At 73.8% G+C, this 13418-nt stretch carries 11 protein-coding genes; all 11 read right to left on the bottom strand.

Translation table 11 applies throughout. The features are described from left to right. Positions 1-400: 400 nt before the first annotated feature. The 11 genes from GKE56_RS03125 to GKE56_RS17165 all read right to left on the bottom strand — a co-directional run bounded on the left by GKE56_RS03125 (position 401) and on the right by GKE56_RS17165 (position 13051). Positions 401-1132 (bottom strand): SseB family protein, encoded by a 732-nt coding sequence (locus GKE56_RS03125; protein WP_154683315.1) that lies wholly within the window; start codon positions 1130-1132, stop codon positions 401-403. Continuing rightward, the gene (gene priA / locus GKE56_RS03120) at positions 1129-1866 is read right to left on the bottom strand and encodes a bifunctional 1-(5-phosphoribosyl)-5-((5-phosphoribosylamino)methylideneamino)imidazole-4-carboxamide isomerase/phosphoribosylanthranilate isomerase PriA (RefSeq protein ID WP_154683314.1); all 738 of its coding nucleotides are present in this window, start codon (positions 1864-1866) and stop codon (positions 1129-1131) included. The genes GKE56_RS03125 and priA overlap by 4 nt, the downstream gene beginning before the upstream one ends. Before the next feature lie 73 nt (positions 1867-1939). Beyond that, complete coding sequence (gene hisH, locus GKE56_RS03115) at positions 1940-2578, bottom strand: imidazole glycerol phosphate synthase subunit HisH (RefSeq protein ID WP_154683313.1); 639 nt, start codon at positions 2576-2578, stop codon at positions 1940-1942. Position 2579: 1 nt separating this feature from the next. Beyond that, positions 2580-3203, bottom strand: coding sequence for a hypothetical protein (locus GKE56_RS03110; protein WP_154683312.1), 624 nt, complete (start codon positions 3201-3203; stop codon positions 2580-2582). Further along, positions 3200-3814 carry an imidazoleglycerol-phosphate dehydratase HisB gene (gene hisB, locus GKE56_RS03105; RefSeq protein ID WP_154683311.1) on the bottom strand — a complete coding sequence of 205 codons (615 nt, stop codon included), beginning with the start codon at positions 3812-3814 and terminating at the stop codon, positions 3200-3202. Before hisB ends, GKE56_RS03110 begins: the two co-directional genes overlap by 4 nt. Further along, entirely contained in the window at positions 3811-4941 is a 1131-nt protein-coding gene (locus GKE56_RS03100; protein ID WP_154683310.1) for a histidinol-phosphate transaminase, read from the bottom strand. Before GKE56_RS03100 ends, hisB begins: the two co-directional genes overlap by 4 nt. Further along, positions 4938-6320 carry a histidinol dehydrogenase gene (gene hisD, locus GKE56_RS03095; protein ID WP_154683309.1) on the bottom strand — a complete coding sequence of 461 codons (1383 nt, stop codon included), beginning with the start codon at positions 6318-6320 and terminating at the stop codon, positions 4938-4940. Before hisD ends, GKE56_RS03100 begins: the two co-directional genes overlap by 4 nt. 120 nt (positions 6321-6440) lie before the next feature. Then, positions 6441-9482 (bottom strand): bifunctional [glutamine synthetase] adenylyltransferase/[glutamine synthetase]-adenylyl-L-tyrosine phosphorylase, encoded by a 3042-nt coding sequence (locus GKE56_RS03090; protein ID WP_154685582.1) that lies wholly within the window; start codon positions 9480-9482, stop codon positions 6441-6443. Between the two features lie 109 nt (positions 9483-9591). Further along, positions 9592-10929, bottom strand: a complete 1338-nt coding sequence (locus GKE56_RS03085; protein WP_154683308.1) for a glutamine synthetase family protein — start codon at positions 10927-10929, stop codon at positions 9592-9594. Positions 10930-11043: 114 nt separating this feature from the next. Next, on the bottom strand, positions 11044-12615 hold the full coding sequence (locus tag GKE56_RS03080; RefSeq protein WP_154683307.1) for an NAD(P)/FAD-dependent oxidoreductase: 1572 nt from the start codon (positions 12613-12615) through the stop codon (positions 11044-11046). Positions 12616-12694: 79 nt separating this feature from the next. Then, a complete protein-coding gene (locus tag GKE56_RS17165; RefSeq protein ID WP_230209148.1) occupies positions 12695-13051 on the bottom strand; it encodes an HNH endonuclease signature motif containing protein in 357 nt (118 codons plus the stop codon). Positions 13052-13418 lie beyond the last annotated feature (367 nt).

Genomic DNA, 13418 nt, shown 5'->3' with positions numbered 1-13418 from the left:
ACGGCGCGACCGACCAGCAGCCCGCGCCGACGACGATCGAGGGCACGACCACCCGGCGCAGCCCCACCCGGTCGAGCAGGCGCCCGCGCCACGGGCCGCTCACGGCGATGGCGAGGGTGGCAGCGGCCGAGACCAGGCCCGCCGCGGCATACGACCGGTGCAGGGCGGTCACGACATGGAGGGTGAGCACCACCCCGCCGGCGAAGATCGGCATGCGCACCAGGAAGCCCAGGACCAGCGCCCGCCGCAGCGCGGCGCTGGTGAGGAGGCGGCGGTAGCGGGAGCCGGCGAGGAGCACCCGACCATCGTGGCAGCGACCCCTGACACCAGCCAAACGGATTTCACCTGTGACAGGGCACCGCCGACCCTGACCCGTGCTCGGGACGGAGCCCGGGTGGTTCTAGGTGATCGAGAAGGCCAGGCCGTCGATGCGGGCGCGGATCTCGCCGTCGGTCGCGAGCCGCTCGCCGATGGCGGTCGCGACCTGCTGGACCGTCGCGCTGTCGAGCCCCGGCGCGAGCTGCAACCTGACCCGGAGCACACCCTCGCCCGGCTCCCCCGGGCCGAGCTCGTGCGCCAGGATGTGCGGCTGCTCAGCGACCGCGACGTCGACTGCGCGGGCCACCGTGGGGTCCTCGTGGGCCGGGAGCCACGTCCGCTGCTGGGCGAGCGCCCAGACCATGCTGGGGCGCAGCGCGACCGTGCGCGGGCCGGCCAGGTCGACCACCATGACGTCGCAGCGCTCGGACACCGCGGCCTGCGCTGCCCTGGCCGCCGTCACGGGCACCGGCCGGGCCTGGGGGTCCCACGCGGCCAGCGCGGCCAGCGACGAGAACACCGGCAGCGCGCGAGTGCCGTCGGGCGCGACCAGGGTCACGGCGGCCAGGTCGGTCTGCTTCTCGACGGTCAGTGCGCCGGAGTCGTCGACCTCGGCTGGTTCGGCCACGATCGGCACGAGCAGGCGCGCCCGCTGCACGGCGTCGAGGAGGGCGCCTTCCAGCTCGGGACTGGCGAGTGCCACGGCGAGCGTCGGGTCGGCGTCGCCCGCGTCACCGTCGAAGCCCGTGCCGGTCAGGCCGCGACCGCTGAACGGGATGCCGGCAGAGTCGCTGGCGCCGGCGTGCCCGCTCACGGTCGGCCCGCCACGTCGAGCGCGTCGGGCAGGGTGAAGGCGCCGCGGTAGAGCGCAGAGCCGACGATCGCCCCCTCGACGCCCTCGCCCACGAGCTCGCGGATCGCGGCGATGTCCTCCAGCGTCGAGACGCCGCCGGAGGCGACCACCGGGCGGTCGGTGCGCGCACAGACGTCGTGGAGCAGGTCGAGGTTGGGCCCCCTGAGCATGCCGTCCTTGGTCACGTCGGTGACGACGTAGCGGGCGCACCCCTCGGCGTCGAGGCGGGCCAGCGTCTCCCAGAGGTCGCCGCCCTCCTGCGTCCAGCCGCGGGCCGCCAGCGTGGTGCCGCGCACGTCCAGGCCCACCGCGATCCGGTCGCCGTGCTCGGCGATGGCCCGGGCCGTCCAGTCCGGGTCCTCCAGGGCCGCAGTGCCGAGGTTGACGCGTCGGCACCCGGTGGCGAGCGCCGCCTGCAGCGACTCGGCGTCGCGGATACCCCCGCTCAGCTCGACCTTGAGGTCCAGCCGTCCGATGATGCTGGCCAGCAGCTCGCGGTTGGAGCCCCGACCGAAGGCCGCATCGAGGTCGACGAGGTGCAGCCACTCGGCGCCCTGCTCCTGCCAGGCCAGCGCGGCCGTCCACGGGTCGCCGAACTGGCCCCCGCTGCCGGCCACGCCCTGGACGAGCTGGACGGCCTGACCGTCCTGGACGTCGACAGCAGGCAGGAGTTCGAGTCGGGCAGGCGCGGTCATCAGGTCTCCAGGGTGGTGGTCGTGGGGGCTCACGGGGTGGCGGTCGTCAGGGGTCGCGGCTGGCCGGGAGAGGTCACAGGGACCTCACCCAGTTCTCGAGCAGGGCCAAGCCCGCGTCGCCGGACTTCTCGGGGTGGAACTGGGTTGCGGAGAGCGGGCCGTTCTCGACGGCGGCCACGAAGGGTGCCCCGTGCTCCGCCCAGGTGACCTTGGGGGCGACGGCGGCGAAGACGCCGGTGGGCTGCTCCATGGTCCAGTCCTGCACGGCATACGAGTGCACGAAGTAGAACCGCTCGGACTCCACGCCCGCGAACAGGTGGGTGTCAGCCGCCGGCTGCACAGTCGCCCAGCCCATGTGCGGCACCACCTCGGCGTGCAGCCTGGCCACCGTGCCGGGCCACTCGCCGAGACCTTGCTGGGGACGGTCGCTCGGCTCGTCGGAGCCGTCGAACAGCACCTGCATGCCGACGCACACCCCGAGCACCGGCCGCCCCCCGGAGAGCCGGTACTCGATCACGAGCGGGCCGCCCGCGGCACGCAGGCCGGCCAGGCACGCGTGGAAGTTGCCCACTCCGGGCACGAACAGGCCGTCCGCAGCCAGGGCCGCGGCCCGGTCGGCCGTGAGCTCGACCTGCGCCCCGACGTGCTCGAGCGCACGGACCGCCGAGCGCACGTTGCCGCTGCCGTAGTCGAACACCACCACACGGGTCATCTCACAGACCTTCCATCTCGGCTCGGTGCCGCGCTTCCTCGGCGACGCGGGACTCGAACCGCCCGACCGCCTTGGCGCTCGGTTCGACGGGGTCCCCTGATCCGGCCGGCAGGCCGTCGAGCAGGTCGGCACCGGGGACGGCCAGCACCTGCATGAGGTGGACGAGCATCGACCCGGCGTCGCCGCGTGCCTGGCTGACCACCGCCGCGACCTCGGCCCGCGACACCTGCCGGCCCGCCGCGGCCGCCAGGTCGCCGGGTCGAGCCAACGCCAGCCCCGGGGTGTCGAGGGGACCCTCGCCGGGCTGCCACACCAGCCACCGCTGGCCGGCGCGAAGACCCCGCGGCGAGACGGTGGCCACGGCCCGGCCGTCCAGGGACCAGAACCCCAGCGCCGGGCGCAGACGTGCGGCGACCGGTCGGGACGCGAGCACGGTGACCGCGTCGTCGTACGGCGGTCGCGCCCGGCTCGCCAGCTCGGCGGGAACGACAGCACTCCAGCCGCCGAGGGGGACGACGTGGCAGGCGACCAGGCCGCGCCGCACCCAGGCCGCGACGCGAGCAGGGTCGCCGCTCACGAGGAGCAGCCCACGCGCGTCGCGCGCGGACTGCCACGGCACGCTCACGTGGAGAGGCTGCCCTTCGCGCTGGGGACACCCTGGACGCGCTCGTCGCGGGCCACGGCGGCGCGCAGGGCCCGCGCCACGGCCTTGAACTGCGCCTCGACGATGTGGTGCGGGTCGCGACCGGCGAGCACGCGCACGTGCAGGGCGATGCCGGCGCGACCGGCGAGGGACTCCCACACGTGGCGGGTGAGCGAACCGACGTAGGTGCCGCCGATGACGACGTACTGCTGGCCCTCGGGCTCGCCGGTGTGGACGACGTACGGCCGACCGGCGACATCGACGACGGCCTGCACGAGCGCCTCGTCGAGGGGCACGGTGGCGTCGCCGAAGCGGGAGATGCCGCGCTTGTCGCCGAGCGCCTCGCGCAGCGCGTCGCCGAGCACGATGGCGACGTCCTCGACGGTGTGGTGGGCGTCGACATCGACATCACCCGTGGCCTTGACGCGCAGGTCGAGGAGCGCGTGCTTGGCCAGGGAGGCGAGCATGTGGTCGTAGAAGCGGACGCCGGTGTCGATGTCGGCGACGCCGCTGCCGTCGAGGTTGAGCTCGAGCTCGACGCTCGACTCCGAGGTCGACCGGCTCAGCGACACGATGCGGTCACCTGTGCTCACAACGCGCTCCTGTCCGTGGCCCGTGCCGCGACCTCGGCCATGGCGCCGAGGAAGGCATCGGTCTCGGCTGGGGTGCCAGCCGTGACACGAAGATAGTGGGGAATGCCGACGTCGCGGACCAGGACTCCCCGGTCCAGCAGGTCGCGCCAGGTCTGGGCGGCATCGGCGAGGCCCCCGAAGAGCACGAAGTTCGCGTCGCTGGGCACGGGGTCCAACCCGAGCTCGGCGAGCCGCTCGACGATCCGGTCGCGCTGGGCCTTGATGACCTCGACCGTGCCGAGCAGCGTCGAGGCGTGCCGCAGCGCCGCCACCGCGATGGCCTGCGTCGGCGACGACAGGTGGTAGGGCAGCCGCACCAGGCGCAACGCGTCGACGAGGGCGCGGTCCGCGGCGAGGTAGCCCACCCGGCCGCCGGCGAAGGCAAAGGCCTTGCTCATCGTGCGCGTGACGACCAGCCGCGGGCGTCCGGCGAGGAGGGTGAGCGCACTCGGCGTGCCCGGCCGGGCGAACTCGGCGTAGGCCTCATCCACCACGACCACGGCGCGTTCCGCCGCGGCATACACCGCCTCGACCACGTCGAGGTCAAGGGCGGTGCCGGTGGGGTTGTTCGGCGAGCAGAGGAAGACCAGGTGCGGTCGGTGCTCGCGCACCTGGGCCACGGCCGACTCGGCCGTGAGGTCGAACGCCGTGCCGCCCTGCCCCCGCAGCCCGTCGACCCAGGTCGTGCCGACCGAGCCGCTGATGATCGGGTGCATCGAGTAGGCCGGCGTGAAGCCCAACGCGGTGCGGTCGGGCCCGCCGAAGGCGAGGACCAGGTGCTGGAGGACCTCGTTGGAGCCGTTGCCCGCCCAGACCTGCTCGGGGCCGACCGTCACGGCGTGGTCGGTCGAGGTGTCCGTGAGGTATGCCGCGAGCGCGGCCCGCAGGTCCGTGAACTCCCGGTCCGGGTAGCGGTTCAGGTCGGTGGCGACCGCGGCGACCGCGGCCGTGAGGTCGGCGGCAACCTCGGGCGGGACCGGGTAGGAGTTCTCGTTGGTGTTGAGGCGCACGGGCACGTCGAGCTGGGGCGCGCCGTAGGCGGTCGCGCCGCGCAGGTCTGGCCGCAGCAGGTGCTCGATGCCCGTCATCCGCCGGACCCGTCAACACTGGACCCGTCAACACTGGACCCGTCAACAAGGCGGACCTGGACCGCCTCGCCGTGCGCGGGCAGGTCCTCGGCCTGGGCCAGGGTGACGACGTGGTGCGCGACCTCGCGCAGCGCGGCCTGCGTGTAGCGGACCACGTGGACCCCGCGGAGGAAGGACTGCACGGACAACCCGCTGCTGTGGCAGGCGCAGCCACCCGTCGGCAGGACGTGGTTGGACCCGGCGGCGTAGTCGCCCAAGCTGACCGGAGCGTGCGGCCCCACGAAGATCGCGCCGGCGTTGCGCACCCGGGCCGCGACGGCGTCGGCGTCGCGCGTCTGGATCTCGAGGTGCTCGGCCGCGTAGGCGTTGACGACGGCGAGCCCGGCCTCGAGGTCGTCGACGAGCACCACCCCGGACTGCCGGCCCGACAACGCCTCGCGCACCCGCTCGGAGTGCTTGGTCGCGGCGACGCGCTGCTCGAGGTCGGCCGCGACGGCATCGGCGAGGCGTGGGCTGTCGGTGATCAGGACCGACGCGGCCATCGGGTCGTGCTCGGCCTGGGAGATCAGGTCGGCCGACACGTGGCTGGCCTCGGCGCTCTCGTCGGCGAGGATGGCGATCTCGGTGGGACCCGCCTCGGCGTCGATCCCGATGACGCCCTTGAGGTAGCGCTTGGCCGCGGCGACATAGATGTTGCCCGGGCCGGTGACCAGGCTCACCGGCTCGCAGACAGTGGCCCCGTCATTGTCCCCGTCGTCCTCGAAGCCGAACGCGAAGGCCGCGACCGCCTGGGCGCCGCCCACGGCATACACCTCGTCGACGCCGAGCAGCGCGCACGCGGCGAGGACGGTCGGGTGGGGGTAGCCGGCGAACTCGCCGGTGTTCTCGCGCTGGGGCGGGCTGGCCACCGCGAGCGAGCCGACGCCCGCGATCTGGGCCGGGACGACGTTCATGACGACGCTGGAGGGATAGACGGCCCGCCCGCCGGGGACGTAGAGGCCGACCCGGTCGACGGGGATCCAGCGCTCGGTGACCTCGCCACCGGGCACGACCGTCGTCGTGGTGTCGTGGCGACGCTGCTCCTCGTGGACGATACGGGCCCGGCGCACCGACTCCTCGAGCGCCGCGCGGACCTGCGGGTCGAGCCCGGCGAGGGCGGCCTCGAGCACGGACCGCGGCACGCGCAGGGTGGTCGGGCGCACGCCGTCGAAGCGCTCCCCCAGCTCGTAGAGCGCGCTCGCGCCCCGATGCCTGACGTCTTCACAGATCGGACGGACGGTCTCGACGGCCGCCGCGACATCGAACTCGGCCCGCGGCAGCAGTCCGCGGAGCTCGCGGGCCGACAGCACCCGTCCGCGCAGGTCGATCGTGGACATCATGGAGCAAGTCTAGGTTGAGCCCGGAGACGACCCGGTGCCGGTCTCAGGTCCCGAAACCGGCTCGCGCGGCAGCGTCGGCAGACGCGTCCGCCGGTTCGGTGGCGCCGTCAGGCGGTGGCGTCAGGCGGTGCCGTAGAACACGGCCTCGGTGACGGCCCGGGCCCGACGGGCCACCTTGCGGTAGCGGTCGGCGAGGTCGGTTCCACTGCCGGGCTCCCCGCCGAGGATGCGGCTGACGCCGTCGGCGATGCGCAGGTCGGAGGGCACGCTGTCGACCGGTCGGCCGCGCAGCAGCACGGCCGCATTGCGCAGGCGCGAAGCCAGTACCCACGACTCGCGCAGGGCCTCGGCGTGCTCGGTCGTGATGACGCCGGCGTCGACGGCGGCCTCCAGCGCCGGCAGCGTCGCGGTCGTGCGCAGGGCGGGCACCGCGTGCGCGTGCTCCATCTGCAGGAGCTGGACGGTCCACTCGACGTCGGACAGGCCGCCTCGCCCGAGCTTGAAGTGTGCCTTGGGGTCGGCGCCCCGCGGCAGCCGCTCGGCCTCCATCCGCGCCTTGAGGGTGCGGATCTCGCGCACCTCGCCCGGCGTCAGCCCCTGGGCCGGCCAGCGCAACGGGTCGATGAGCTCCTCGAACCGGTGGCCGAGCCCCTCGTCGCCGGCGATGGGGGTGGCGCGCAGCAGTGCCTGCGACTCCCAGGTCAGCGACCAGCGCTCGTAGTACGCCCGGTAGCTCGCCAGGCTGCGGACCAGCGGACCGTTCTTGCCCTCGGGGCGCAGGTCGGCGTCGAGGCCGAGCGTGGGATCGGGGCCTGCGGAGCCGAGCAGGCGGCGCAGCTCCTGGACCACATCGAGCGCCTGGTCCTGGGCGGCGCCCTCGTCGGCGCCTCGATCAGGGTCGTCCAGGGGGTCGTGGACGAACAGGACGTCCGCGTCGCTGCTGTACCCGACCTCTCCGCCGCCGAGACGACCCATCCCGACGACGAGCACCCGCGTCGCCAGCGGAGCGCCGAGGCGCTGCTCGACGGTGCGGACGGCGATCCCCAAGGCGGTGTCGACGAGCGCCGCGGTGAGGTCGGTGAGCGCGGTCCCGACCCCGAGCAGGTCCAGGGTGCCGGAGAGGTCGGCGACGGCGATCCGGAACAGCTCCTGCCTGCGGATGCTGCGGGCGGCCCGGACCGCGCGGTCGGGGTCGTCCTGACGGCTGGCGGCGGCGGTCATCCGCTTGACGAGGTCGGTGCGCGACTGCGGCGTGAGGCCCGTGGTGTCGCCCAGCATGGCCACCGAGTCGGGGGCGCCCATGAGCAGGTCGGCGGCATACCTGCTGCGGGCCAGGGTGTGCGCGAGCCGCTCGGCGGCCGAGCCCTCGTCGCGCAGGAGCCGCAGGTACCAGTGGGTCGAGCCGAGGTCCTCGCTGACCTTGCGGAAGGCGAGCAGGCCGCCATCGGGGTCGGCCTCGTCGGCGAACCAGCCGAGCATCACCGGCAGCAGGGTCCGCTGGATGGCGGCCCGCCGGCTCACTCCCGCGGTCAGGGCCTCGAGGTGACGGATCGCGCCCGCCGGGTCGCGGAAGCCCAGGGCCGCGAGGCGGTCGCGTGCCGCCTCGGGCGCCAGCCGCGCGTCGCTGGAGCTCAGCCGGGCGACCGCAGCGAGCAAGGGGCGGTAGAACAACCGCTCGTGGATGCGGCGGACCTCACGGGCCTGCTGCTGCCACTGCGCCACGACCGCGCTGGCCGCGTCGGAACGATGGCCCAGCGCGCGGCCGAGGCGGCGCAGGTCGGACTCCGCCGTGGGCATGAGGTGAGTTCGACGCAGGCGGAACAGCTGGATGCGGTGTTCGAGCGTGCGCAGCAAGCGATACGACGCGTCGAGGGTGGCGGCGTCCTCACGCCCGACGTAGCCCGCCCGGGCCAGGGCGTCGAGCGCCTCCAGGGTCGTGCCCGAGCGCAGCGAGTCGTCGGACCGGCCGTGGACGAGCTGGAGCAGCTGCACGCTGAACTCCACGTCGCGCAGCCCACCGGGACCCAGCTTGAGCTGGCGGTCGGCCTCGGCCGGCGGCACGTGCTGCTCGACCCGCCGGCGCATGGCCTGCACGTCCTCGACGAAGTTCTCCCGCGAGGCCGCCTGCCAGACCATCGGCCCCACCGCGTCGAGGTAGGCCTGGCCCAGAGCCCGGTCACCGGCCACCGGCCGGGCCTTGAGCAGGGCCTGGAACTCCCAGGTCTTGGCCCAGCGCTGGTAGTAGGTGCGGTGGCTGTCGATGGTGCGGACCAGGGGCCCGTTCTTGCCCTCCGGCCTCAGCGCGGCGTCGACCGGCCAGAGCGTGCCCTGCCCCGTCGAGGTCGAGCAGGCGCGCATCAGGTGGGTGGCGAGGGCGGTCGCGGCGGCGATCGCGTCGGCCTCCTCGACCCCGGCCCGCGGCTCGGCGACGAAGATGACGTCGACGTCACTGACGTAGTTGAGCTCGCGCCCACCCGTCTTGCCCATCCCGATGACCGCGAACTCGCACAGCTCGGCCTGCGGGCCGACCTCGGCCCGGGCGATCTCGAGCGCGGCCTCGAGGGCCGCCTCGGCGAGGTCGGCGAGCGCGGCCGCCGCTTCTGGCACGGCGCTCACCGGGTCGGCCGTGGTCAGGTCGAGAGCCGCGATCCCCAGCAGCTGGCGGCGGTACCCGATGCGCAACGCGTCGTATGCCGTGTGCTCGCCGGGCGCCGCGACCGCGGCGACCAGCTCGCGCACCCGCTCCTCCGGGGTGAGCGGCTCGGCCTCGACGACGGCACTCCAGTGCTCGGGGTGGGCCACGAGGTGGTCGCCGAGCGCGGTCGAGGCTCCGAGGACGGCGAGCAGCCGGTCGCGCGCGGGGCCTGCGTGCCGCAGGGCGGCGATCAGCCCGGCGACCTGGGGCCCGGAGCCGGGCTCGAGGTCGCGCCGCTTGGGCGCCGAGGCCCGCAGCGACTCCATCAGCCGGACCAGCGAGAGCAGCGCCAGGTCGGGGTCGGCCACCACGCCGAGGGCGTCGGGCAGGCCGTCGCTGAACACGTCGTCGAGGGGGTCCACCAGGCCCGCGAGCGCGGGGTCGGCCAACAGCTGCGCGGCCCGCGGCGGATCGGCGAACCCGAGCCGCGCGAGGGTCGCGGTCTGGGACACGGCGCGACCGGACATCACCGGGCCACCCTACGCAGACCGGGCCGGGGCACCCACCGGGGTCCACGGCATACCGGACGCGGCACACCGGACGGCACCGGACGGGACCGGAGGCACCGGCGGGGCCTCACAACCCGGGCAGGTACCGCTCGAGCTCGAAGCGGGTGATCTCGCCGCGGTAGTCCTCCCACTCGGCCCGCTTGTTGCGCAGGAAGAAGTCGAACACGTGCTCGCCCAGCGTGTCGGCGACCAGCTCGCTGCGCTCCATCACCCGGATGGCCTCGTGCAGCGAGGTCGGGAGCGGCTCGATGCCCATCGCGTGGCGCTCGGAGGAGGTCAGGCGCCACACGTCGTCCTCGGTCTCCGGGGGCAGCTCGTAGTCCTCCTCGATGCCCTTGAGGCCAGCGGCGAGCATCACCGCGAAGGCCAGGTAGGGGTTGCAGGCGGCGTCCAGCGTGCGCACCTCGGCGCGGCTGCTCTGGCCCTTGGCCGGCTTGTACATCGGGACCCGGACCATCGCCGAGCGGTTGTTGTGGCCCCAGGTGAGGTGGGCGGGCGCCTCGCCACCGCCCCAGAGCCGCTTGTAGGAGTTGACCCACTGGTTGGTCACCGCGGTGATCTCGGCACCGTGGCGCAGCAGCCCGGCGATGAACTGCCGACCGACCTTGCTCAGCTGGTAGGGCGCCCCCGCCTCGTAGAAGGCGTTGCTGTCGCCGTCGAACAGGGACATGTGGGTGTGCATGCCCGATCCCGGCTGCTCGGAGAACGGCTTGGGCATGAACGAGGCGAAGATGCCCTGCTCGAGAGCGACCTCCTTGATGACCGTGCGGAAGGTCATGATGTTGTCGGCCGTGGAGAGCGCGTCGGCATAGCGCAGGTCGATCTCGTTCTGACCCGGGCCGCCCTCGTGGTGGCTGAACTCGACCGAGATCCCCATCGACTCGAGCATCGTGATGGCAGCCCGGCGGAAGTCGTGGCCGGTGCCGTGGGGCACGTGGTCGAAGTACCCCGCCTGGTCGACCGGCTCGGGGACCTCGCCCGGGGCGAAGCCCTGCTTGAGGAGGTAGAACTCGATCTCGGGGTGGGTGTAGAAGGTGAAGCCCAGGTCGCTCGCCTTGCCCAGCGCCCGCTGCAGGACGTGGCGGGGATCGGCGTGGCTCGGGGTGCCGTCGGGCAGGGTGATGTCGCAGAACATCCGGGCGGTGCCGGGGTTGTCGCCGCGCCACGGCAGCACCTGAAATGTGCTCGGATCCGGCTTGGCGAGCATGTCGGCCTCGTAGACCCGGGCGAAGCCCTCGATGGCCGACCCGTCGAAGCCGATGCCCTCGGAAAAGGCCCCTTCCAGCTCGGCGGGGGCGACGGCCACGGACTTCAAGGTCCCGAGCACATCGGTGAACCACAGCCGCACGAAGCGGATGTCGCGCTCCTCGATGGTACGGAGGACGAACTCCTGCTGACGATCCATGTGACGAATCCTGCCCTAGTTGTGTTTCCCGCGAGTTAAGGACGGCGCGGTGGCGGGTTGGGGGTGACGGTTCGCGGGTTGCGGCTGGCGGGTTGCGGTCGGCGGGTTGCGGCCTCAGCGGGCCAGCGCCGCCTGCGCGGCGTTGTGCCCGGGTATGCCGCTCACTCCCCCGCCGCGCCGCGCGCCGGCTCCGGCGATGAGCACGTTCTCGTGGCGCGTCTCGACTCCCCAGGTGCCGACCTCGTCGGCGCGCTCGGCCCACGGCCACTGCAGCGACCGGTGGAAGATGTTGCCCCCCGGCAGGCCGAGGTCGGCTTCCAGCTCGACCGGCGTGCGGGCCTCGAGGCAGTAGGCGCCGTCGCCGTCCCCGAGCAGGACGTCCTGGATCGGCTCGGCCAGCACGGCGTTGAGCGACTCGAGGGTGCGGGCGAGGGCGAGGTCCTTGACGTCGTCGTGGTCGGTGCCGGCGAACAGCCGAGCCGGCAGGTGCAGGCCGAAGAGCGTGAGGGTCTGGGCGTCCGTCGCGGCCAGCTCCGAGCCGAGGATGGAGCGGTCGGACAGGCTGTGGCAGTAGATCTCGCATGGGGGCAGGTGCGGCACCCGCCCGGCCGCCGCCTCGGCATACGCCTGCTGGAGCTGGGCATAGCCCTCGTTGACGTGGAACGTGCCCGCGAACGCGGCTCGGGGGTCGACCTGCTCGTCGCGCAGGCGAGGGAGGCGGGACAGGAGCATGTTCACCTTGAGCTGCGCGCCCTCGGGTGACGCCTCGGTCTCGACGGGCTCCGCACCGGCCGCCGTGAGCAGCCGGTTGAGCACCGTTGGGGCGCACGCGGCGTGGATCGTGCCCGCGGTCGCGGTGCCGGGGGTCCTGCGGCCGGTCTTGCCGCTGTCCTGCCACGTCACCGTCCCGTCGGGGTCGACCGCCGTCACCGTGACGCCGGTCCGGATCTCGGCGCCCGCGGCGGCGGCGGCCTTGGCGAGGGCGGCCGTCACCGCACCCATGCCGCCGACGGGGACGTCCCAGTCGCCGGTGCCGCCGCCGATCAGGTGGTAGAGGAAGCAGACGTTCTGGCGCAGGTCCGCCCCGTCGAGGTCGGCGAAGGTGCCGATGAGCGCGTCGGTCGCCACGATCCCGCGGACGGTGTCGTCGGCGAACTGCTTCTGGAGGACCTCGCCCAGCGGCCGCCCCACCAGGGCGTCCCAGAGCTCGGCGTCGTCGACGAGTGCGGCGAGGTCGCGCTCGCTGCGGAGCGGCTCGAGCACGGTCGGGAACACCCGTTGGGCGAGGCGGTGCACGCGGCCGTAGAAGTCCTGCCACGCGGCATGCTCCGCGCCGCTGCCGGTCAGGGCGGTGAACGCCGCCGCCGTCGCTGCCTCGTCCCCGTGGTCGACCAGCAGGCCGCGACCCGGGTCGGTCGGCACCGGCGTGAAGGACGAGAACCGTCGCCGGATCAGCCGGACGTCGAGGTCCAGGTCGGCGATGACCTGGGCGGGCATCAGGGAGACCAGGTACGAGTAGCGCGACAGCCGGGCATCGACCCCGGGAAACGCCTGGGCCGAGACGGCGGCGCCGCCCACGTGGTCGGCGGACTCCAGCACCAGCACCCGGCGCCCGGCGCGCGCGAGGTATGCCGCGGCCGTGAGTCCGTTGTGGCCGCCACCGATGACGACGTCGTCGTAGTTCACGGCGGCACTCTATGGCCCGGCCCGCACGGGCCGCCGTGCGATGGCTCGGCGGGCGCGGTCACGCGGGCTTCCGCCCTGGTCACGCGGGCTCGGCCCGGTGGTCGCGGGCGCCGCGGTGAGCGAGCAGCTGGTCGTAGCTGCCGACGGTGAGGTCCCACTCGACGCGACTGCCGAGGGGAGCCCCGCGGCTGGCCACGCCGTCGACCACGCTGCCGGCCAGGCGGCGGCGGTGGACCAGCTGGTGGTGGTGCTCGCACAACAACGCCGCGTTGGTCAGGTCCGAGGGCCCGAAGTCCGTCCAGTGCACCAGGTGATGCGCATCGCACCACTGCGGGGGCGCATCGCACCCGGGGTACGTGCACCCGCCGTCCCGCAACCACAACCGCTTCGTCTGCGCCGGGGTGAACAACCGCCGCGCCCGACCCCAGTCCAGCACCTCGCCTCCCCCCGCCCAGCACGATCGGCAGCACCGTCGCGTCACACGCCACGCGGCGCACCGTCTCGGGGCCCAGCACCACCCCCGTCTGCGTCCCGCCGACGACCTCCCCGCCCGCCAGCCCAGCCTCCACGCCCGCCAGCCCGCCGGGTGCAGTTCCGGGTGCAGCGCCGGGGCGGCGATCGCGGTCGGCGCCCAGCCGGGAACGGAGCCGGTCGTAGTCCATCGTGATGAACAGCTGCGCCTTGGTCGTGGTCGGCACCGAGGCCCCCGCAGCCACCGCGCGGCGCACCAGGGCCGCCAAGGCATCACCGCGGCGCCGATCAGACCCGCGCAGGTCAGGCTCACCGGCGGCTGGCTTCGGAGC

It is taken from the genome of Nostocoides sp. HKS02, from assembly GCF_009707485.1.
Taxonomy (GTDB): Bacteria; Actinomycetota; Actinomycetes; order Actinomycetales; family Dermatophilaceae; genus Pedococcus.
The sequence above is the reverse complement of the archived record's forward strand: the minus strand, read 5'-3'. Positions and strand labels throughout refer to the sequence as shown.

What these genes read in the sequence shown, in the direction of transcription:
- priA (WP_154683314.1), bottom strand. Translation starts at nt 1,866, where the DNA reads ATGACCGCGCCTGCCCGACTCGAACTCCTGCCTGCTGTCGACGTCCAG.
- hisH (WP_154683313.1), bottom strand. Translation starts at nt 2,578, where the DNA reads ATGACCCGTGTGGTGGTGTTCGACTACGGCAGCGGCAACGTGCGCTCG.
- GKE56_RS03100 (WP_154683310.1), bottom strand. Translation starts at nt 4,941, where the DNA reads ATGACGGGCATCGAGCACCTGCTGCGGCCAGACCTGCGCGGCGCGACC.
- hisD (WP_154683309.1), bottom strand. Translation starts at nt 6,320, where the DNA reads ATGATGTCCACGATCGACCTGCGCGGACGGGTGCTGTCGGCCCGCGAG.
- GKE56_RS03090 (WP_154685582.1), bottom strand. Translation starts at nt 9,482, where the DNA reads ATGTCCGGTCGCGCCGTGTCCCAGACCGCGACCCTCGCGCGGCTCGGG.
- GKE56_RS03085 (WP_154683308.1), bottom strand. Translation starts at nt 10,929, where the DNA reads ATGGATCGTCAGCAGGAGTTCGTCCTCCGTACCATCGAGGAGCGCGAC.